The 19897-nt window shown below is 70.2% G+C and carries 18 protein-coding genes; 8 read left to right on the top strand and 10 right to left on the bottom strand.

The features are described from left to right. Positions 1-4: 4 nt before the first annotated feature. Together galK and galT are read right to left on the bottom strand one after the other, a co-directional pair. The gene (gene galK / locus LRQ07_RS15185; RefSeq protein ID WP_256535088.1) at positions 5-1198 is read right to left on the bottom strand and encodes a galactokinase; all 1194 of its coding nucleotides are present in this window, start codon (positions 1196-1198) and stop codon (positions 5-7) included. Beyond that, positions 1195-2397 carry a galactose-1-phosphate uridylyltransferase gene (gene galT / locus LRQ07_RS15180; protein WP_256535087.1) on the bottom strand — a complete coding sequence of 401 codons (1203 nt, stop codon included), beginning with the start codon at positions 2395-2397 and terminating at the stop codon, positions 1195-1197. The genes galK and galT overlap by 4 nt, the downstream gene beginning before the upstream one ends. 142 nt (positions 2398-2539) lie before the next feature. On the opposite strand from galT, the gene LRQ07_RS15175 reads away from it, so the two are divergent. The 6 genes from LRQ07_RS15175 (at position 2540) to LRQ07_RS15150 (ending at position 9532) form a co-directional block, all read left to right on the top strand. After that, entirely contained in the window at positions 2540-3496 is a 957-nt protein-coding gene (locus LRQ07_RS15175; protein WP_256536449.1) for a LacI family DNA-binding transcriptional regulator, read from the top strand. A 444-nt stretch (positions 3497-3940) separates the two neighbouring features. Then, the gene (locus LRQ07_RS15170) at positions 3941-5104 is read left to right on the top strand and encodes a Gfo/Idh/MocA family protein (RefSeq protein WP_256535086.1); all 1164 of its coding nucleotides are present in this window, start codon (positions 3941-3943) and stop codon (positions 5102-5104) included. An 8-nt stretch (positions 5105-5112) separates the two neighbouring features. Then, positions 5113-6294 (top strand): dihydrodipicolinate synthase family protein, encoded by a 1182-nt coding sequence (locus LRQ07_RS15165; protein ID WP_232763381.1) that lies wholly within the window; start codon positions 5113-5115, stop codon positions 6292-6294. After that, complete coding sequence (locus tag LRQ07_RS15160; protein ID WP_256535085.1) at positions 6291-7169, top strand: sugar phosphate isomerase/epimerase family protein; 879 nt, start codon at positions 6291-6293, stop codon at positions 7167-7169. Before LRQ07_RS15165 ends, LRQ07_RS15160 begins: the two co-directional genes overlap by 4 nt. A gap of 186 nt (positions 7170-7355) precedes the next feature. Further along, positions 7356-8426 carry a LacI family DNA-binding transcriptional regulator gene (locus LRQ07_RS15155; protein WP_232763383.1) on the top strand — a complete coding sequence of 357 codons (1071 nt, stop codon included), beginning with the start codon at positions 7356-7358 and terminating at the stop codon, positions 8424-8426. Next, entirely contained in the window at positions 8423-9532 is a 1110-nt protein-coding gene (locus tag LRQ07_RS15150; protein ID WP_256535084.1) for a glycerate kinase, read from the top strand. Before LRQ07_RS15155 ends, LRQ07_RS15150 begins: the two co-directional genes overlap by 4 nt. A gap of 17 nt (positions 9533-9549) precedes the next feature. Here the strand turns inward: LRQ07_RS15150 and pgm are convergent, their stop codons facing one another. Next, positions 9550-11193, bottom strand: coding sequence for a phosphoglucomutase (alpha-D-glucose-1,6-bisphosphate-dependent) (gene pgm / locus LRQ07_RS15145; RefSeq protein ID WP_134352270.1), 1644 nt, complete (start codon positions 11191-11193; stop codon positions 9550-9552). A 45-nt stretch (positions 11194-11238) separates the two neighbouring features. On the opposite strand from pgm, the gene pheA reads away from it, so the two are divergent. Beyond that, positions 11239-12222: a prephenate dehydratase gene (gene pheA, locus LRQ07_RS15140; RefSeq protein WP_256535083.1), complete on the top strand. Its 984-nt coding sequence runs from the start codon at positions 11239-11241 to the stop codon at positions 12220-12222. Positions 12223-12352: 130 nt separating this feature from the next. Here the strand turns inward: pheA and LRQ07_RS15135 are convergent, their stop codons facing one another. The 3 genes from LRQ07_RS15135 to LRQ07_RS15125 all read right to left on the bottom strand — a co-directional run bounded on the left by LRQ07_RS15135 (position 12353) and on the right by LRQ07_RS15125 (position 14900). Then, positions 12353-12562 carry a methyltransferase gene (locus LRQ07_RS15135; protein WP_232763386.1) on the bottom strand — a complete coding sequence of 70 codons (210 nt, stop codon included), beginning with the start codon at positions 12560-12562 and terminating at the stop codon, positions 12353-12355. Between the two features lie 151 nt (positions 12563-12713). After that, positions 12714-13634 (bottom strand): endonuclease domain-containing protein, encoded by a 921-nt coding sequence (locus tag LRQ07_RS15130; RefSeq protein WP_047520282.1) that lies wholly within the window; start codon positions 13632-13634, stop codon positions 12714-12716. 225 nt (positions 13635-13859) lie between these two features. Further along, the gene (locus LRQ07_RS15125; protein ID WP_256535082.1) at positions 13860-14900 is read right to left on the bottom strand and encodes an LLM class flavin-dependent oxidoreductase; all 1041 of its coding nucleotides are present in this window, start codon (positions 14898-14900) and stop codon (positions 13860-13862) included. 54 nt (positions 14901-14954) lie between these two features. Here LRQ07_RS15125 and LRQ07_RS15120 point away from each other — a divergent pair, with 54 nt between their 5' ends. Then, positions 14955-16685 (top strand): cation:proton antiporter, encoded by a 1731-nt coding sequence (locus LRQ07_RS15120; RefSeq protein WP_153242926.1) that lies wholly within the window; start codon positions 14955-14957, stop codon positions 16683-16685. Between the two features lie 66 nt (positions 16686-16751). Here LRQ07_RS15120 and LRQ07_RS15115 read toward each other — a convergent pair whose 3' ends face one another. The 4 genes from LRQ07_RS15115 to LRQ07_RS15100 form a co-directional block, all read right to left on the bottom strand. Continuing rightward, complete coding sequence (locus tag LRQ07_RS15115; protein WP_256535081.1) at positions 16752-18179, bottom strand: dicarboxylate/amino acid:cation symporter; 1428 nt, start codon at positions 18177-18179, stop codon at positions 16752-16754. Positions 18180-18304: 125 nt separating this feature from the next. Then, entirely contained in the window at positions 18305-18541 is a 237-nt protein-coding gene (locus tag LRQ07_RS15110; protein ID WP_256535080.1) for a helix-turn-helix domain-containing protein, read from the bottom strand. Next, a complete protein-coding gene (locus tag LRQ07_RS15105) occupies positions 18538-19176 on the bottom strand; it encodes a hypothetical protein (protein WP_047520270.1) in 639 nt (212 codons plus the stop codon). Before LRQ07_RS15105 ends, LRQ07_RS15110 begins: the two co-directional genes overlap by 4 nt. Further along, on the bottom strand, positions 19176-19799 hold the full coding sequence (locus LRQ07_RS15100; protein WP_256535079.1) for a hypothetical protein: 624 nt from the start codon (positions 19797-19799) through the stop codon (positions 19176-19178). Before LRQ07_RS15100 ends, LRQ07_RS15105 begins: the two co-directional genes overlap by 1 nt. Between the last annotated feature and the right edge of the window lie 98 nt (positions 19800-19897).

Below are 19897 nucleotides of genomic sequence, written 5' to 3'. Positions count from 1 at the left end.
TCTGTCAGGCGTCGCGGTGAGGTCCCGCAGAAGGGGTGACGGTGAACAGGTGCGGTGCCGCGAACCGGGCCGCGACGAAGGCCGTGTTCACCGCTGCGGACACGGTCTCGACGGCATCTTTTTCGATCAACGCGATCGCCGCACCGCCGAAGCCGCCGCCGGTCATCCGCGCCCCCAGCGCCCCCGCCGCGAGTGCGGTGTCGACCGCGGTATCGAGCTCGGGGGTCGAGATCTCGAAGTCGTCACGCATCGACGCGTGCGAGGCGATCAGCAGGTCGCCGATGGCCCGCGCGCCGTCCGTGCGGAGCGTGTGCACCGTGTCGACTACGCGCTGGTTCTCCGTCACGATGTGCCGCACACGGCGGAAGGTCTCCTCGTCCAGTTGTTCGCGGGCGCGGGGCAGGTCGGCGATCGATACGTCGCGCAGTGCGGGCACCCCGAGGGCTGCGGCTCCGCGCTCGCAGGAGGCGCGACGATCGCGGTAGCCACCGGTGGAGTGGGCGTGCTTCACGCGGGTGTCGATCACGAGGATGGCGAGGCCTGCCTCGGCGATGCCGAGCGGCACGAGTTCGGTCTCGAGTGAACGGCAGTCGAGGAAGAGAGCGGTGTCGGGCGCTCCCAGCATGGACGCCATCTGGTCCATGATCCCGGTGGGTGCGCCGACGGCTTCGTTCTCCGCGCGTCGTCCGATCCGGGCGAGGGCTCTGCCGTCGAGGCCCGTGCCCCACAGCTCGTCGAGCGCGGAGGCCGTCGCTCCCTCGATCGCGGCGGAAGAAGAGAGCCCGGCTCCCACCGGCACATCGGAGGCGATCGCGATGTCGACACCGTGGAACGGGCCGTCGCCGGTCGCGGCCTGGCGCAGCGCCCACGCGACGCCGAGCGGGTAGGCCGCCCATTCGGGAACGGCCGGAGACGCGCCGGGCGCGGTCGGGAAGAGCCGGTCGAGTTCGTCGAGGCCGACCTCGACCGGATCGGAGGCGAAACGGGAGCTGACCCGCACGCGGCCGCGGTCGTCGTCGCGGCGGCCGACCGCGGCGAAGGTTCTCTGCGGGATGGCGAACGGCAGGACGAAGCCGTCGTTGTAGTCGGTGTGCTCGCCGATGAGGTTCACGCGGCCGGGCGCGGACCAGACACCGTCCGGTCGCCGTCCCGTGAGCTCGGTGTAGAGCGCTCGTGCGTCGTCGTGGGCCGTGGTCATGCGGATGCTCCTTCTCCGGTGGTGGTCGGCGATGCGCGTTCGATGGCCTCGCGGAGGCGAGCGGCCCCCGCTTCCGGCGGGACTTCGGCGGCCCAGGCCCACATCGCGGCCTCGGAGCCGGCCAGGAATTTCAGTTTGTCGGCGGCGCGGCGCGGACTCGTGAGCTGCAGGTGCAGGCGCACGGTGTCGCGTCCGACGTGCACCGGTGCCTGATGCCAGGCGGCGATGTAGGGGGTGGGGGAGTCGTAGAGGGCGTCGACGCCGCGCAGCAGGCGCAGGTAGAGCGGAGCCAGCTCGTCGCGCTCGGCCGCGGTCGTCTCGGCGAGGTCGGGAACGTGGCGGTGCGGCATCAGATGCACCTCGAGCGGCCAGCGGGCGGCGAACGGCACGAAGGCGGTCCAGTGCTCGCCGCGGAGGACGACGCGCTCCGACGCCTGCTCGGATTCGAGGATGTGCTGGAACAGGTCGGGGGCCGTCCGGTCGATCGACTCCAGGACGCGGGTGGTGCGGGGAGTCACGTACGGGTAGGCGTAAATCTGGCCGTGCGGATGCGGCAGGGTCACGCCGATCGCCTCGCCGCGGTTCTCGAAGGGGAAGATCTGCTCGATGCCGGGCAGTGTCGACAGGGCAGCGGTGCGGTCCGCCCAGGCCTCGATCACGGTGCGGGCGCGGGTCTCGGACTGCGTCCCGAAGGAGCCGGAGTGCTCGGGGCTGAAGCACACGACCTCGCAGCGCCCGATGGCGGCGCGGGTGCGGCCGAGGCCCAGCGCCGAGAGGTCGTCCCGTCCGCGCGGTGCATTGGGTGCCTGGGGGGCACCGCCCACGGCTTCGCTGAGCGCGGGGCCGAACGCGGGGGAGCGGTTCTCGAACACCGCGACGTCGTATCGCGAAGGGACCTCGGACGGGTTCCCGGGGGTCTGCGGCGCCAGGGGGTCGGCGTCGGCGCCCGGCATCATCACGCGGTTCTGTCGATTCGCGGCCACCGTGATCCAGTCGCCGGTGAGCACGTCGAGGCGCATGGTCGCGGTGTCGGGGCGCGGGTCGAGCACGCGGGCGTCGACCGCCCGCTCGGCGCCCAGAGTCGTGCCGGGCTCGTCGTAGTAGAAGAGGTCGCGGCCGTCGGCGAGGGTGGTGGTGCGTTTGACGACGCCGGCGCCGAGGTCCTCGGTGCGCAACTCAGGAAGATGGTGCGTGTTCACGTAAACATGGTACGCACAGGGCCGTGATAACGTCAACATGACGGAGTTGTGAACCGGTGGACGGAGAGACAGGGTGAGCGAGCGCGGCGAGGTCGAGGGCCTCAGGGTCGATCGGCGACGCTCCTCCACGGGGCGCGTGTCGATGGCGATGGTCGCCGTCCGCGCCGGGGTCTCGGGGCAGACTGTCTCGCGCGTCGTCAACGGCAGCCCGCGGGTCGATCCCGACACCCGAGCTCGGGTCGAGCGTGCGATGGCGGAACTCGGCTACCGACCCCACCGTGCCGCTCGGGCCTTGCGCACCGGCCGTTCGCAGACCATCGGGCTCGTCGTCACCACCCTCGCCACGGTCGGCAACTCACGGATGCTGCAGGCCACCGCCGAAGCGGCAGCCGAACGCGGGTACGCCCTCACGCTCGTGACCGCTGCCGCCGGTGTCGCCCAGGCCTTCGATCGACTCGCCGAGCAGGAGGTCGACGGTGCGATCGTGCTGAACGAGGCCTCGGCGCTTGTCCCCGGCGCACAGCCGCCCGCCGGACTGCGCCTGGTCGTGGTGGACGCCCCGACCGAAGCCGGGTTCGCGTCGGTGCACAGCGATCATGCCGGTGGTGCCTCCGCGGCCACGGCCCGACTGCTCGCTCTCGGCCACGACACGGTGCACCACCTCGCGGGACCAGCCGATTCCTTCGCCGCAATCGAGCGTGAGCGCGGATGGCGCGAGACCCTCGTGACCGCCGGAGTCCGCCCGCCCCCGGTGGTCCGCGGCGACTGGAGTGCGGACTCGGGGTATGCAGCGGGCGGGGAGTTGCGGGCGGCGTCCGCCGTCTTCTGTGCCAACGATCAGATGGCGCTCGGCCTGCTGCGCGCGCTCGCCGAAGCGGGGCGACGGGTGCCGGACGACGTCGGGGTCATCGGATTCGACGATGTGCCGGAGGCGGCGAACTACCGTCCTCCGCTGACCACGATCCGCCAGGACTTCGCGGTTCTCGCACACCGGGCCGTGTCGTCGCTCGTCGCGGCGATCGAGGGTACTGCGGGAGATCCGGTGTCGGTCGTCGTCCCGACGGAGCTCGTCGAGCGCGCCAGCACATCCTCGCGCTGACGCGTCCCTGCCTCTTCCTCCCACCCCCGCCCCCTCGCTGCCTCCTCCCGACGCCCCCTCCTGTCGTCGCCCCTCCTCCTGCGTCGAGACCCCCTCCTGTCGTCGACGCCCCCTCCTGACGTCGTGCGCGCGAGGGGGTCTCGGCGCGCACGGGGGGCGTCGACGGAAGTGGTGAGGCTGGACCGGACTCCCAGACCGGACCGGACCGGACCCCCAGACCGGGCCGGATCGAGGCGCGGGGCTGCCGGACCGGACCGGAGCGGGGCGCCGGACTCCTGGACCGGAGCGGGGTGCCGGACTCCCGGACCGGATCGGGGCGCGGGGCCGCCGGGTCGGATTGCGTGGTTGCACTCGGGCGGAAGCTCATGACATGATCTCGGAAAGCGCTTTCCGGTCCGGTGGATCGGAACCACGACCAGCCTCCCGAGACAGAAACGGAACACCATGGCACAGGCGAACACCCGCGAGATCGGGATCATCATGAACGGCGTCTCGGGGCGCATGGGCTATCGGCAGCACCTCGTGCGCTCGATCCTCGCGATCCGCGATCAGGGCGGCATCGAGTTGTCCGACGGCTCCCGCATCACCGTGAAGCCGATCCTCGTCGGCCGCAACGAGTCCAAGCTCGCCGAGCTCACTGCGAAGCACGGCATCGAGGACTGGACGACCGACCTCGACGCCGCGCTCGCTGACCCCCGGTGGGAGATCTACGCCGACTTCCTGGTCACCAAGGCCCGTGCCACCGCGATCCGCAAGGCCATCGCCGCGGGCAAGGCGATCTACACCGAGAAGCCCACCGCCGAGTCGCTCGAGGAGGCGCTCGAACTCGCGCGCCTCGCGAAGGAAGCCGGCGTGAAGACCGGGGTCGTGCATGACAAGCTCTACCTGCCGGGCCTGCAGAAGCTCAAGCGCCTGATCGACTCGGGCTTCTTCGGTCGCATCCTCTCGGTGCGCGGCGAGTTCGGGTACTGGGTCTTCGAGGGCGACTGGCAGCCCGCGCAGCGCCCGAGCTGGAACTACCGCACGGAAGACGGTGGCGGCATCATCACCGACATGTTCCCGCACTGGAACTACGTGCTGGAGAATCTCTTCGGCGAGGTCAAGAGCGTCTACGCGCAGGCGGCCGTGCACATCTCCGACCGCTGGGACGAGCAGGGCGAGCACTACACGGCGACGGCCGAGGACGCGGCCTACGGCATCTTCGAGATCGAGGGCGGCGTGATCGCCGAGATCAACTCCTCCTGGACCGTGCGCGTGAACCGGGACGAGCTCGTCGAGTTCCAGGTCGACGGCACCCACGGATCCGCGGTGGTCGGGCTGTTCGGCGCGAAGATCCAGCCCCGCAACGCCACCCCCAAGCCGGTGTGGAACCCTGATCTCGAAGACACCCGCGACTACGACGCGGACTGGCAACAGGTGCCGACCAACGATGTCTTCCTCAACGGCTTCCGCCAGCAGTGGGAGGAGTACCTGGTGTCGTACGTCGAGGGCACCGACTACCCGTTCGACCTGCTCGCGGGCGCCCGTGGAGTGCAGTTCGCCGAGGCCGGTCTGACCTCCAGCGCCGAGGGCCGCAAGATCGCCCTCGAGTCGTTGACCCTGGATTGAGGCGCACGATGGCCACACTCCGCCTCCTGCACCCGACAGGCGCGACCACCGACGTCGCCCTCAACGATGTCGGTGCCTGCACGCGTCCGACCGCGCCGCTGCGGAGCCGCGTCGCGTACGCCGCCGCACACGTCGTGCCCAAGGTGCACGCCGACAACACCCCCGGGCAACCCGCCGACATCGACTGGGACGCCACGCTCGCGTTCCGCCGCAACGTGTTCTCCTGGGGGCTCGGTGTCGCCGATGCGATGGACACCGCGCAGCGCAACATGGGCTTGGACGCCGCGGCCACGCGGGAACTGATCGCTCGCAGCGCTGAAGTCGCCCGCGAGGAAGGCGGCTCGGTGGTGGTCGGCGTCAACACCGACCACATCGCCGAGTCGGAGATCTCCCTCGAGCAGGTGATCACGGCCTACACCGAACAGCTGCACTTCGCAGAGGAGCACGGGGCCGGTCCTGTGCTGATGGCGTCCCGGCACCTCGCCCGCGCGGCGACGGGTGCCGCGGACTACCGTCGCGTCTACCGCGAGGTGCTGTCCCGGGCGACGACCCCCGTCGTGCTGCATTGGCTCGGAACCGCCTTCGACCCTGAGCTCGCCGGCTACTTCGGGGCAGACGGCTGGCAGGAGGCAGCCGAGGTGCTGCTGCAGATCATCGCCGAGAACCCGGGGAAGATCGCGGGAGTGAAGATGAGTCTGTTGAACGCCGAGTCCGAGATCTCGGTGCGCGCACGGCTTCCCGAAGGCGTGCGGATGTTCACGGGCGACGACTTCAACTACGTCCGTCTGATCGGGGGCACAGCGGAAGGGATGACGCCGGGCGACGACATGCACTCCGACGCGCTCCTCGGCGCGTTCGCGGCGATCACCCCGGTGGCTTCGGCGGCGATCCAGGCTCTGGACGCCGGTGACCAGGAGGAGTATCTGCGCATCCTGGGCCCGACCGAAGCGCTCAGCCGGCAGATCTTCGCCGCCCCCACGTTCTATTACAAGACGGGCGTGGCCTTCCTCGCCTGGCTGAACGGGCATCAGCCCGCGTTCCAGATGGTCGGTGGCCTGCATTCCGCGCGCAGCCTGCCGCATCTGAGCCGCATCGTCGAGCTCGCGAACACCTCGCTCGCGCTGGAGCAGCCCGACCTCGCGCAGGAACGGTGGCACCGCATGCTGCGCGTGAACGGAGTGGACGCATGAGCCCTTCTTCGCAGACCCCCGACCCGCGCCTGTCGATCAACCAGGCGACGATCAAGCATGCCGATCTCGTCACTGCGCTGCGGGTCACGGCCGACGCGGGGGTGCGATCGATCGGCCTCTGGCGGGAGCCCGTGCACGCGGTCGGCCTCGACGTCGCCGCGCGGATGCTGTCCGACTCGGGTCTGCGCTTCTCGACCCACTGCCGGGGCGGCTTCTTCACCCTGCCGGCCGGTGCGGACCGGGAAACGGCGTTGGATGACAACCGCAGGGCGATCGAGGAGACCGCGACGCTGGCCGCGGCCGGCGCGGAAGGCTCGACCGCCGTGCTCGTGCTCGTCGCGGGCGGATTGCCTGCGGGATCACGCGACCTGATCGGAGCGCGGGAGCGGGTGCGCGATGCGATCGGTGTCCTCGCTCCTGAGGCGGAGGCGGCGGGGGTGACGCTCGCGATCGAGCCGCTGCATCCGATGTATGCGTCGGATCGCGCCGTCATCTCGACGCTCGGGCACGCACTCGACATCGCCTCTGACTTCGCGCCCGAGGTGGTCGGGGCTGCCGTCGATACGTTCCACATCTGGTGGGATCCGCAGGTGCTCGAACAGATCGCGCGGGCGGGCAGGGAGAACCGGATCGCGACCTATCAGGTGTGCGACTGGAAGACACCCCTCGCCGCCGACGTGCTGCTCTCACGGCACTACACAGGAGACGGGGTGATCGACTTCGGCTCACTCACCCGTGCGGTCGTCGCGACCGGGTACGACCGCGACATCGAGGTCGAGATCTTCAACGCCGAGATCTGGGCGGATGCCCCGGAGAGCGTCGTGCGCCGCACGGCGGAGACGTTCGCGGCTGCCGTCTCTCCGCACCTCGCATGAGGTCCGATCCGGAGGTTCGGCGCACCACCTGTCGGGAGCGCGCACGGATGCAGGGCGCACGGGCGGCTTTCCGTCCGACATCCATGCATCGGCCCGACAACCGTGCATGGGGCGTCGGTGCGACACCGGGCCGCCCGTGCTGCCCGGTGTCGGCGCGGTACCGGGCGGGGAAGTAGGATCTGGGGCATGACAGAGCCCGCATCGTCGGCGGAGCGGCCGGCGCCGACCAGGGCCCAGCGTCACACGCGGGGACCCGCACCCACCCTGCACGACGTGGCTCGCGAGGCCGGTGTATCGCTTGCGACCGCCTCCCGTGTGCTCAACGGATCGGAGCGCAAGGTCGCCGAGTCGTTCCGCGAGCGTGTGGAAGCGGCGGCCGCGGAACTGGGCTACACCGCGAACGTCTCCGCCCAGGCGACCGCGCGTGGCACCTCGCCCGTCATCGCTCTGCTCGTCGCCGACATCGCCGATCCCTACTTCGGTCTGATCGCCTCGGGGGTGGCGCGCGGTGCCGACGAGCACGGGCTCGTCGTCACGGTCGCCATCACCGACCGCGATCCGGCCCGGAAGGCGCGCATCGTCCGAGCTCTGCGGGGTCAGCGGCCGCGGGGCCTGATCCTCGCCGCCTCCGGCACGCAGGAGCCGATCGAGGCGGATGTCGCCCACGACCTCGCCGAGTTCTCGCGTCTGGGCGGCAGGGTGGTCGCCTTCGGGCCGGGCTCCGGCGTGGAGCGGAGTATCGAGATCGACAACCGCTCCGGAGCCGAGGCGCTGGGACGACGGATGGCCGAGCGGGGGTATCGCTCGGCGATCGCGCTCGGTGCCGCCGAGGGCGTGTGGACCTCGGATGATCGTCTGGCCGGGTTCCGCGCCGGGTTCGAGGCTTCAGGAGGAGCTGTCGTGCGCACGCTGCGTGGCGGCTTCCTCCGTGAATCAGGCGCGGAGAGTATGGCCGCGGCGCTCGCCGATGGTGTGCCCACCGGCACCCTGGTCTTCGCGATCACCGATGTCGTCGCGATCGGCGCGATGTCCGCGATCCGCGACGCCGGTCGGGAGATCGGCGCCGACATCGCGGTCTGCGGCTTCGACGACGTGCCCGCGAGCAGCGACGTCTCCCCGGCACTGACGACGGTGCGTGTGCCGCTGAGCGAGGTCGGCTACCAGGCCTTCCGTGCGACGGTGGATGCGGACTGGGAGCAGGCGCCGCTGCCGCTCGACGTGGTCGTGCGCGCCAGCACCCCGGGAGTCCCGCGGTGACTCGGGTCGTGCTGGCCCCGGACAGCTTCAAAGGCACGATCACGGCAGCCGATGCCGCGGCGGCGCTCGCCGAAGGATGGGCGTCCGTCGACCCCGCGGCGGAGTTCGTGCACCGGCCCATGGCGGACGGCGGCGAGGGCACCGTGTCGGCGTTCGAGGCCGCGGTTCCGGGGGCCGTGCGGATGCCGGTCACGGTCGACGGGCCTGCGGGGCACCGGATCGAGACCTCCTGGCTGCTGCTTCCCCCGACCGAGGATGCTCCCGCGGGGACGGCTGTCGTCGACCTTGGCTCGACATCGGGCATCGAGTTGCTGACGGAGCTGCGCCCCTGGGACGCCGACACCGCCGGGTTCGGGCAGGCCATGGCCGCCGCACTCGATCACGGGGTCTCGCGCCTCGTCGTCGGGATCGGCTCGAGCGCGTCGACCGACGGCGGCACCGGCATGCTGTCGGCACTGGGGGCGCGGTTCCTCGATGCCGCGGGCGCTCCTGTCGCTCCGGGTGCACGGGGACTGGGAGACATCGCCGCGGTCGACCTCTCCGGACTGCGCCCGGCTCCGGAGGTACGCGTTCTCACCGATGTGACGAACCCGCTCATCGGTCCGCGCGGGGCCGCCGCGGTGTTCGGCCCGCAGAAGGGACTGCGCACCCCCGACGACATCGTCCTCGTCGACGACGGGCTGCGCCGGCTCGCCGCACTGCTCGGCGTCGATCCGGACGGCGCGGGGAACGGCGCGGCCGGAGGGACCGGTGCCGCCCTGGTGGTGTGGGGCGGAGTCCTCGCTCCCGGCGCATCCGAGGTCGCGGAACTCATCGGGTTGGCCGAGGCGATCGCCGATGCCGATGTGGTCATCACCGGGGAGGGGTCCTACGACGGGCAGTCCGGCGACGGCAAGGTGCCCTCCTACCTCGCGGGTCTCGCCGCTGAGGCCGGGACGCGCGCGATGGTCGCGGCCGGTCGCATCACTGAGGATTCGGATACCGCGCTGTTCGCGGCATCCGCCTCACTCACCGAGCTGGCCGGCTCGTCCGACGCGGCCCTCGCCGAACCGGCGCGCTGGCTGCGCGAGGCCGGCGCCGTGCTGGCCCGTTCCACCGCAGCCTGAGACGTCGCCCGCGTGGGTCAGTCGCCGAGCGCGGCCGACACGACAGCGCGTGCCTCCGCCTGGACCTCCGCGAGGTGTTCGGGGCCGCGCAGGCTCTCGGCGTAGAGCTTGTAGACGTCTTCCGTGCCGGACGGGCGCGCCGCGAACCAGGCGTGCTCCGTCTGCACCTTGAGACCTCCGATCGCCGCACCGTTGCCGGGCGCGTGTGAGAGCTTCGCCGTGACCTCCTCGCCGGCGAGGGTGGTGGCCGTCACCGACTCGGGGGCGAGCTTTCCGAGCGTCGCCTTCTGCTCCGGTGTCGCGGGGGCGTCGACCCGCTGGTAGGCCGAGGCGCCGAAGGCCTCCTCCAGCTCGGCGTACCGCTCCGAGGGCGTCTTGCCCGTGACGGCGATGATCTCGGCGGCCAGCAGGCACAGCAGGATGCCGTCCTTGTCGGTCGACCACACCGAGCCGTCCTTGCGGAGGAAGGACGCTCCGGCCGACTCCTCGCCGCCGAACGCGACCGATCCGTCGAGGAGCCCGGGGACGAACCACTTGAACCCGACCGGGACTTCCAGCAGGCGGCGACCGAGCGATTCGGCGACGCGGTCGATGATCATCGACGACACGAGCGTCTTCCCGATCGCGGCATCGCGGGGCCAGTCCTGCCGATGCGAGAACAGGTAGTCGATCGCGACGGCCAGGTAGTGGTTCGGGTTCATCAGCCCGGCATCCGGGGTGACGATGCCGTGCCGGTCGGCATCCGCGTCGTTCCCGGTCAGCACGTCGTAGTCGCCCTTCTTCGCGACCAGCGACGCCATAGCCGAGGGCGACGACGGATCCATCCGGATCTTCTCGTCCCAGTCCAAGGTCATGAAGCGCCAGGTCGGGTCGACCTCGGGGTTCACCACGTCCAGGTCGAGGTCGTGCATCTCGGCGATGAGTGCCCAGTACTCCACGGACGCTCCGCCCAGAGGGTCGGCGCCGATGCGCACCCCGGCCGTGCGGATCGCGTCGAGGTCGATGATGGACGGCAGATCCCGCACATACTCCTCGCGGAAGTCGTAGCCGGTGAGGGCATCCCAGTCGATGTCGGCGAAGCGCTCGAGTTTCACTCCCTCGAGCCCAGCGGCGATCAGGGCGTTCGCGCGGTCGGCGATCCATCCGGTGGCGTCGGTGTCGGCGGGTCCTCCGTGCGGCGGGTTGTACTTGAAGCCGCCGTCGCGGGGCGGGTTGTGCGACGGGGTCACGACGATGCCGTCCGCGCGACCGGGGTCGTCGGCAGCGCGTCCGCGGTTGTAGGTCAGGATCGCGTGGCTGAGCGCGGGGGTCGGCACCCATGAGTCGCGGGCATCGACCCGCACGTCCACACCGTTCGCGAGCAGCACCTCGATGGCGCTGCGCTCGGCAGGGAGGGAGAGCGCGTGCGTGTCCCGACCGAGGAACAGCGGACCCGTGATGCCCTGGGCTGCGCGGTAGTCCACGATCGCCTGTGTCGTGGCGAGGATGTGGTTCTCGTTGAAGCTGTTCGAAAGGGAGGAACCGCGATGGCCGCTGGTCCCGAAGACGACCCGCTCGGCCGCGACCTCGGGGTTCGGTGTGCGGTCGTAGTAGGCGGCGATCAGTTCGTCGACGTCGATCAGGTCACTTTCCTCCGCAGGGAGGCCGGCACGGCTGGTCATCCTCTCAGTCTGCCCCCTGATCGGCGGGATCGCACCCGAGAAGTCATGCGTATCTCCGTCGTCGCGCCGAGGGCTAAGGTGAAACCCGTGACTGAACGCCGCACCTACAGCTATCTCGGCCCTGCCGGAACCTTCACGGAGGCGGCGCTCGATCAGGTGGCGGAGGCTCGCGGCCAGACGTGGCGCCCCGTGCACAACGTGGGTGAGGCGCTGGCCGACGTGCTCGAGGGCCGCAGCGATGCCGCCATGATCGCGATCGAGAACTCCATCGAGGGCGGTGTCTCCACCACGCAGGATGCGCTGGCGACCCTGCCCGGCCTGCGCATCATCGGTGAGTACCTGGTGCGGGTGAACTTCGTGCTCGTCGCCCCGCGTGGCACGACGCTCGATCAGGTCGAGGTGATCGCGGCGCACCCCGTCGCCTATGCGCAGTGTCATGGCTGGCTCGGTGAGCATCTGCCCTCGCACTCGCACGTGCCGGCCTCGAGCAACGTGGCGTCGGCGATCGGCGTCCTCGACGGCACCCTCGCCGCGCAGGCGGCCATCGCGGCCCCGGGCATCGTGAGCCACTACGACGTCGACGTGCTCGCGGAGGGCATCGGTGACAACGCGCAGGCCGTGACCCGCTTCGTGCTGGTCACCCGGACGACCCGTTCCCCCGAGCCGACCGGCGCCGACAAGACCTCCCTGATCGTGGAGCTCCCGCACGATCACCCCGGTTCGCTCCTCGAGATGCTGGAGCAATTCTCAACCCGCGGGATCAACCTCTCGCTCATCGAGTCGCGGCCGATCGGCGACGAACTCGGTCGCTACCGGTTCGTGATCGACGCGGACGGACACATCGAGCACGAGCGCATGGCCGACGCGCTGCTCGGCATCCGGCGCTTCAGCCCGCGCGTGGTGTTCCTCGGCTCCTACCCGCGTGCGGATCGCCAGATCGTGCAGTACCCCGAGCGTTACTCGGATGACGTGTTCGTCGAGGCGCGCGACTGGCTGCGCGGCATCCTCTCCGGCGAGCCCGAGGTCTGACCTCCGCCCCCGCGGTGCGGCCGGTGCGGGATCGAGGCTGTTGCGGGATCGAGGCTGTTGCGGGATCGAAAACGCGCCTCCGGGACGTCACGGAGGCGCGTTTTTCATCCCGCACGAGCGGGACTCGGGGTCAATGCTCCTGGAAGCGCGGCCAGTCGCTGCCGGGAGCCATGCGCGCGTGCAGGGCACCCTTCGCGGAAGCGAGGCTGGGATAGGTACTGGCTTCGGCATCCGCTCCCGCCATCGTGACGTGGTATCCATCGTCGTCGTGCCGGATGCTGCCGACCACTCCGTTGCGTCCGTAAGCGACCCAGAGTGCGAGCGTCTTGGTGGTGCTCATCCTCGGACCCCCTTTCTGCCGTCGAGGGTACGCCGATCTGTGTGTTGTCGACACCCCTTGACGGGATCCGCGGCGCGGTTGCGGGATGGATAACGCACCTCCGCTGGCCGGGGGAGGAGCGTTTCTGATCCCGCACCGGAGGACGCAGGTGTCAGCGCGAGGAGATCGCCCGGCGGATGAGGGAGACGAGGGCGGCGCCGCCGTCGCGCAGGTCGAGCTCGGTGACGCGGATCACGATCCACCCGGCAGCTTCGAGGTCGCGCTGTCGACGGATGTCGGTGCGCCACTGCTCGCGGCTCGTGCGGTGTCCGTCCCCTTCGTACTCGATCGCGATGCGCCACTGCGGATAGGCGAGGTCGACGCGGGCGATCGCGCGTCCGGCGGCCCGGACGACGTGCTGGATCTCCGGCTCGGGAAGCCCTGCGTCGACCAGCAGCATCCTGGTCTCGGTCTCCTTCGGTGACTCGACTCCTCCGCGCACTCGGGGGAGAGCCCTGCGGATGCGCCCACACCCGGGGAAGCGCCCCCACTCGAGGAGCCGCTGTTCGATCCTCTCGACGTCCACCGAAGGTCTGCCTTCGTGGAGGCCGGGGTAGTTGTCGGCCGCGGTGATCAGGGCTTCCAGGGCGACGGTCATCGGCACACGGGTCAGCTCCGCGGCGCAGAGGAAGAGCGCAGCCACGGGGTCGACCACCGGTGCCCTTCCGATCTCCCAGGAGTGCGCTCGCCCCGAGGCGATGCGACGACCGCGGATGCCTCCGGTGCGTGGGGGAGAGTGGCCCGTGTCCACTGCGATGTCCAAGGGTTCGGCCGTCGTCCAGCGAACCGGGAAGGGGATTCCCCAGAGCCGCAGGGCCGTCCGTCCGGCGAAACGCTGGCCCGGTCGCAACCGCGGCACGTAGCACTCCACGTGCTCGACGAAACTGGCGGGCGCCTCCGCGGCGCGGACACCTGCATACGGCCGGATGAGATCGCGCGCGGAGTGCCGCTTGCGCCCGACCCCGGACGCTTCGGCATCGCGGACGGAGAAGTGCGCGCCGAGCTCGGCGGGGAGGGGGATCCGGTGTCGCATCCGCCCATGGTCGCTCGCGAGCTTCCGCTCCGTCCCGCCCTCCAGCCTCGCGCTCCGGCATCTGTGGACAACTGCCGCCTGTGGAGAGCGCCCGCTCCGGTCGCGGGATGAAAAACGCGCCTCCGGGTGCCCGGGAAGGCGCGTTTTTCATCCCGCAACCGAGCGGGGACCGGGATGCGGGGGACCGGGGGGGACGGGGGACCGGGACCGGGGGGACGGACGGGGTCAGAGGGCGGCGGCGATGAGCTCCAGGGTCTGGGCTCGGCCGAGAGGGGAGTCCTTCGGCTCGGACTCGTACGCACCGGCGACCGGGGACAGCATGATCTCGTCGACACCGTGGCGCTCGGCGAAGCCGCGGACCTCTGCGGCCACGCTCTCTCCGGTGCCGACGAACCAGCGGGAGCGGGCGGCCTGGACGACCTCATCCATGCTGGCGTCCGTCTCCGCGGCGAGTGCCTCCTCGACGGTCTCGAGCGCTCCCAGCGGCTGGTTCAGCCGCAGCCGTGCCATCATCCGCAGTTGCGGGAGCGCGCGAGCTTCCGCTTCCTCCGAGGTGGGCGCGGCGACCGCGTTCACCGTGAGGAAGGTCCGGGGCTCCGGGTGCTCCTCGCTCGGACGGTAACCCGTGCGGTACAGGTCGAGCGCGCGCTCGAGGCCCTGTCCCGAGAAGTGGTTCGCGAAGACGTAGGGGAGTCCGTGGGAGGCCGCGAGCTGGGCCGAGTAGTCGCTCGACCCGAGCAGCCACACCTCGGGGGACCCGGTCGCCGCCGGGGTCGCGCGCACGGTGTACTCGCCGCCCGAGGTGAACCGCACGGTGGCGCCGTCGCCCGAGAGGAGCGCGGCGATGTCCTGGACGTGGCGGGGGAACTGCTCGACGTCACTCGTGGTGCCGGAGCCGCGGAGCAACTGCGTGATCACGGGGTCGCTGCCGGGGGCGCGACCGAGGCCGAGGTCGATGCGTCCCGGGGCGATGGCCTCGAGTGCCGCGAACTGCTCGGCCACGATGAGGGGCGCGTGGTTGGGCAGCATCACACCACCGGATCCGAGTCGCAGGCGCGTCGTGCGCGTCGCCGCAGCGGCGATCAGCACCGGGGGTGTGGTGGACGCGACGGCCGGCATGTTGTGGTGCTCGGCGAACCAGTAGCGGCGGTAGCCGAGGCGGTCGGCGGTCTCGGCGAGGGACAGGGAGGAGGCGATGGCCTCGGCGCTCGTCTGGCCGGTGCGCACCGGGACGAGATCGAGGACGGAGAGAGCTGTAGCGGACATCCTCTTCTGCAACGTCTCGCGGGGTGGCGTCATTCCCCCCGGTAGCGTTGCCGTATGGAAGCAGGCATCTTCTACGTCCTCGTCGGTTCCGTCGCCGTGGCCGCGTTCGCGCGTTGGAGAGGATGGCCGGCGCCGCTGCTCGTGACCGTCGTGGCGCTCGCCGCGTCGTTCCTGCCGTTCGTGCCCGAGCTGGACATCGACGGACACCTGCTGCTCAGCCTGGTGCTGCCGCCACTGCTGTACTCAGCCGCGCTCGACGTGTCGTTCGTCGGCTTCCGGCGCAGCCTGCCGCAGATCCGTCGGCTCGGGATCTGGCTCGTGCTGCTCACCGCGGTCGCCGTGGGGTTCGTGGCGTGGTGGCTCCTGCCCTCGCTCACCCTTCCCGGCGCGCTGCTGCTCGGTGCGATCGTGGCTCCGCCGGATGCGGTGTCGGCCGCGGCGATCGGCCGTCGCCTCGGACTGCCCCGGCGCATCATGACCGTGCTCTCCGGCGAGAGCCTCATCAACGACGCGACCTCCCTCACGCTCTACCGGGTGTTCGCGGCCATCCTCGCCGGTGCGACGCTGACGGTCTGGGACGGCATCTGGCAGTTCCTCCTGGCGGTCGGCGTCGGCGTCGGCGTCGGTCTGGTGTTCGGAGTCGTCCTGCACCAACTGCGCACCCGCATCAGCGACCCGGTGGTGATCGGCACGTTCGGGCTCCTCGCCCCGTTCGGTGCCTACGCGATCGCCGAGCACCTGCTCGGATCCGGGGTGCTCGCGGTCGTGGCGATGGGGCTCTACGTCGGCTACAACTCGCCGCGCACCGACTACACCACGCGGCAGCAGGAGAAGCCGCTGTGGCTCTCGGCCGACCTGCTGCTGGAGAGCTTCGTGTTCGCCTACATCGGTCTGCAGTTCCCGCGTGTGCTCAACGACCTGGGCAGCGAGTCGGTCGGGCGGATCCTGCTCCTGTCGGGAGCGGTGTTGCTCGTGGTGCTGATTGTGCGACCGCTCTACATCTATCCGACCAGCGCGTGGGCGAACTTCCAGGATCGCCGACGGCTCGAACGCTGGGATCGCGGCGTCGAGACCGAGCAGTTCGAGAAACGACACAAGAAGTCCCGTCGCTGGGGGGACTACTCCCCCGACGAGTTGCGCAGCCATATCGTGCGCGAGCGGATGGCAGGGCTGCAGCTCAGCTGGAAGGACAGCGCCGTCATCTCCTGGGCGGGGATGCGCGGTGTGGTGACCCTCGCGATCGCGGTCGCCGCCGCCGACCTCGCGACCCTCGACACCGAGGCGTCGCATGCCATCGTCGTCGTCGCCTTCATCGTGACCGTCGGCACGCTGCTCATACAGGGGCTCACCCTCCCGCTGCTGATCCGCGGTCTCGGGATCGCGAGCGACGTCGACGAGGAAGAGGACCGGGAGGCGCTCGCCGCCGTCCGGGAGAAGAGTCGCGAGGCCGGCAAGGCCTACCTCGCGACGAAGCGTGTCGAATGGGAGGCGAAGTACGGCGAGGTCGACCTCGGGATCTTCGACGCGTTCACCAAGCGGATGACCCGGGTCGAGAAGGACACGGACGAGGTGCAGAAGGTGGAGGATGCCGCGAGCCGGCCCTCGTACGAGGACCTCGTCGCCCTGACGAAGGGCTGGCTGCAGGTGCGGCGAGAGATCCTGCTCGCCGAGCGGGATGCGGGCAACCTCGACGAGGAGGTCATGCGCGAGCTGATCGCCGCGATGGATGCCGAGGAGCTCGCGCTCGACACCCGGGGTGCCACGCGTCCGCAGAGCCGCGCCTGAGTGCCGGACGACGGAGCGCCCCGTCCCGGAGGGGGACGGGGCGCTCTGCGTGAGGCGGAACCGCGGTCAGCGGGCGCCGACCGGCTCCTTGTCGGAGGAGGTGTCCGCTTCCGGGGCGCCCTCGTCGTCTCCGGAGTCGTCGGCGAAGGGGAGGCCTTCGCGCGGAGCGTTGTAGAGCTCCTCGTTCAGGATGCCTTCGCGCTTGGCGACGATCGTCGGGATCAGTGCCTGGCCGGCCACGTTGACCGCGGTGCGGCCCATGTCGAGGATCGGGTCGATCGCGAGCAGGAGTCCGACGCCCTCGAGCGGCAGGCCGAGAGTCGACAGTGTCAGGGTGAGCATCACGACGGCGCCCGTGGTGCCCGCGGTGGCGGCGGAGCCGACGACCGAGACGATCACGATCAGCAGGTACTGCACGAAGTTCAGCTCGATGCCGAAGAACTGAGCGACGAAGATCGCGGCGATGGCGGGGTAGATCGCCGCGCAGCCGTCCATCTTGGTGGTCGCACCGAGCGGGACGGCGAACGACGCGTAGGAGCGGGGCACGCCGAGGTTGCGCTCGGTGACGCGCTCGGTGAGGGGCAGCGTGCCGATCGACGAGCGGCTGACGAAGGCGAGCTGCACGGCCGGCCAGACACCGGAGAAGTATTGCTTGATCGACAGGCCGTGCGTGCGCACCAGGACCGGGTAGACGACGAAGAGCACCAGCGCGAGGCCGATGTAGACCGCAGCCGCGAACCAGCCGAGGGAGGCCAGCTTCTCCCAGCCGTACTTGATCACGGCCGAGCCGATGAGGCCGAAGGTGCCGATCGGGGCGATGCGGATGATCCACCACAGCACGCGCTGGATGACCTTCAGCAGCGACTCGGTGAAGACGAGGAACGGCTCGGCCTTCTTGCCGGCCTTGAGCGCGGCGATGCCGACGACGGCCGCCACCACGATGACCTGCAGGATGTTGAAGCCGACGTTCGACGAGAAGGTGCCCTCGACAGCACCGGGCGAGGTGCTGACGGTGAGGCCGAGGAAGTTCTGCGGGATCAGGCCGAGGAGGAAGTTCCACCAGGTGCCCACCGTGTACGGGTCGCCGGGCTCGAGGCCCTCACCGGCGCGGTTGCCGGGCTGGATCACGAGGCCGAGGACGATACCGATGATGACGGCGATGAAGGCGGTGATCGCGAACCAGAGGATCGTCTGACCGGCCAGGCGGGCAGCGTTCTGCACCCGGCGCAGGTTCGAGATGCTGGCGACGATCGCCGTGAAGATCAGCGGGACGACGGCGGCACGCAGCAGCGTGACGTACGAGCTGCCGATCGTGTCGAGAGTCGCGGACAGGCCGGTCGGGTTCTCGGCGGTGGCGCCGAGTTGGCGGCCGATCAAACCGGCGGCGATGCCGAGGACGAGGGCGGCGAGGATCTGGAAGCCGAACGACGTCAGCAGCTTCCGGACCGGTCCGCGGGTGTCAGGCGCCTTCTGCGCGCGTGCGGTGGTGCTCATGGGGTGGGGACTCCAGGATCGCGGTGCGCCGGGTGCGCGCCATGAGGCTCAACGCTAGGACTCCCTGGGAATTCCCTGGGTGGATATGACGAAGGATGACGTGGTTCCTCCCGATGATCGTCGGGTCAGCGGGAGGCGAGCACCAGCAGGTCGCCGACCTCGCAGTCGAGCGCGTCGCAGATCGCCCGCAGGGTCGAGTAGCGGATGGCGCGGGCGCGGTCGTTCTTGAGCACCGACAGGTTCACGATGCTCACCCCGACCGTGGCGCTGAGCTCCGTGAGGGTCATTCCTCTCTCTGCGAGCAGCTCGTCGAGCCGGCAGTGGATGCCGGTGAACTCGTCGTCGCTCTCCGCCGGGCTCACACCAGTCCCTCCGTCTCCTTCTGGAGCGCCGCCTTCTCCTGTTGGAGACGGATGCCGCGGCGGAAAGCGACGGCGATCAGGCCGACCGTCACCCCGGTGGCGAAGATCGGCGCGATGGTCCAGAACTCGATCGGGTGCACGGGCTCTCCGTCGCCGATGCCGAGCGCGGTGGTCACGCCGTTGCGCCCCATCGTCTCGAGCATGACGATCAGGATGGGGGCGGCGACGAGTGTCCAGCCGATCACGTCGAAGGCACGTGCATTTCCGCGAACGAAGAAGCGTCCGCGGAGGAAGTTCCAGGCGACCAGCGTCACTGACGCGATGATCAGGACAGCTGCGAGAGTCCACAGAGCGATGGCGGCGATGATGGCGGTGACCGACACCACGTTCACATCGGTCGCGAAGACCATCGCATCCTGCGCGATCCCCTCGATGGAGAGGGCGCCGGAGTCGGTCGTCGCGGAGATCGGCTGCTCGTCGATCGGGATCGACCACGCGATTCCGGAGTCGCGGAAAGTGCTGCCGATGCGGAGCACCGTGGCGATGACAACCGTGATGAGCGCCGCGGCGGCGTAGAGGATCACGGTGATGGCATCTGCCGTTTCGGAGCGGGTGGGGGTGGCGGTGCTGAGCATCAGACGAGTCCTTCCGTGTCACGTTCGAGGCGTCGACCGATCTCGAAGACACCGGCGATGAGGGCGAGGGCGAACGCCCAGCCGACCGGGGCGAGGTCGAACTGCACCAGCAGGGTCCACAGCACGTCCTCGACGGCGGGATCCGCGGCGGCCAGGTCCTGGACGATCATCGCCCGCCCGATCCCGCCGGCCAGCTGCCCGAGGAGCGCTCCGGCGAGCATCAGGCAGGCGGCGAGGCCGAAGATCCACCCGAGCGACGCACGGAAAGGTCGCGAGCGGATGAGGGACACGCCCAGCCACCAGACCCCCGCGCACAGCGCCATCGTGGCGAGTGCCGGGAGTGCGACCTCGAGGAGAAGCATCCAGCGGGCGCCGGTGGTCATCGTCGAGAACGTGACGAGGGCGGAGTCGACGGTTGCCGCGCTCACGCCGGAGACGTCATCGAGTGCGGTCAGGTCGACGTCGTGGATCGGCATGAGCACCGCAGGCGCCGCGCCGAACATCTCGAACGCGGCGGAGGCAACCGCGAAGATCGCGCCGATCCCGACGCTCACGGCGCCGGTGGCGATGAGTCCGAGGGCGATCCCGTCGGCGAGTGAGGGGCGTCCTTGTCTGGTGAGCATCCCTGTCTCCTTGAGGTTGGTTGTTATCGACATTCGTTAACATAACGACTGTCGATAACTCGGTCAACCCCCGGTATGCCCACGGCGAACACGGGCAT

This window comes from Microbacterium sp. J1-1 (assembly GCF_024498615.1).
GTDB lineage: Bacteria > Actinomycetota > Actinomycetes > Actinomycetales > Microbacteriaceae > Microbacterium > Microbacterium aurugineum.
Note: the sequence above shows the minus strand (reverse complement) of the source record. Positions and strands in the feature narration are given on the sequence as shown.

What these genes read in the sequence shown, in the direction of transcription:
- LRQ07_RS15170 (WP_256535086.1), top strand. Translation starts at nt 3,941, where the DNA reads ATGGCACAGGCGAACACCCGCGAGATCGGGATCATCATGAACGGCGTC.
- LRQ07_RS15115 (WP_256535081.1), bottom strand. Translation starts at nt 18,179, where the DNA reads ATGAGCACCACCGCACGCGCGCAGAAGGCGCCTGACACCCGCGGACCG.
- LRQ07_RS15175 (WP_256536449.1), top strand. Translation starts at nt 2,540, where the DNA reads ATGGCGATGGTCGCCGTCCGCGCCGGGGTCTCGGGGCAGACTGTCTCG.
- LRQ07_RS15105 (WP_047520270.1), bottom strand. Translation starts at nt 19,176, where the DNA reads ATGCTCAGCACCGCCACCCCCACCCGCTCCGAAACGGCAGATGCCATC.
- pheA (WP_256535083.1), top strand. Translation starts at nt 11,239, where the DNA reads ATGCGTATCTCCGTCGTCGCGCCGAGGGCTAAGGTGAAACCCGTGACT.
- LRQ07_RS15135 (WP_232763386.1), bottom strand. Translation starts at nt 12,562, where the DNA reads ATGAGCACCACCAAGACGCTCGCACTCTGGGTCGCTTACGGACGCAAC.
- LRQ07_RS15160 (WP_256535085.1), top strand. Translation starts at nt 6,291, where the DNA reads ATGAGCCCTTCTTCGCAGACCCCCGACCCGCGCCTGTCGATCAACCAG.
- LRQ07_RS15120 (WP_153242926.1), top strand. Translation starts at nt 14,955, where the DNA reads ATGGAAGCAGGCATCTTCTACGTCCTCGTCGGTTCCGTCGCCGTGGCC.
- LRQ07_RS15125 (WP_256535082.1), bottom strand. Translation starts at nt 14,900, where the DNA reads ATGTCCGCTACAGCTCTCTCCGTCCTCGATCTCGTCCCGGTGCGCACC.
- galK (WP_256535088.1), bottom strand. Translation starts at nt 1,198, where the DNA reads ATGACCACGGCCCACGACGACGCACGAGCGCTCTACACCGAGCTCACG.
- LRQ07_RS15155 (WP_232763383.1), top strand. Translation starts at nt 7,356, where the DNA reads ATGACAGAGCCCGCATCGTCGGCGGAGCGGCCGGCGCCGACCAGGGCC.
- LRQ07_RS15165 (WP_232763381.1), top strand. Translation starts at nt 5,113, where the DNA reads ATGGCCACACTCCGCCTCCTGCACCCGACAGGCGCGACCACCGACGTC.
- pgm (WP_134352270.1), bottom strand. Translation starts at nt 11,193, where the DNA reads ATGACCAGCCGTGCCGGCCTCCCTGCGGAGGAAAGTGACCTGATCGAC.
- LRQ07_RS15130 (WP_047520282.1), bottom strand. Translation starts at nt 13,634, where the DNA reads ATGCGACACCGGATCCCCCTCCCCGCCGAGCTCGGCGCGCACTTCTCC.
- LRQ07_RS15100 (WP_256535079.1), bottom strand. Translation starts at nt 19,799, where the DNA reads ATGCTCACCAGACAAGGACGCCCCTCACTCGCCGACGGGATCGCCCTC.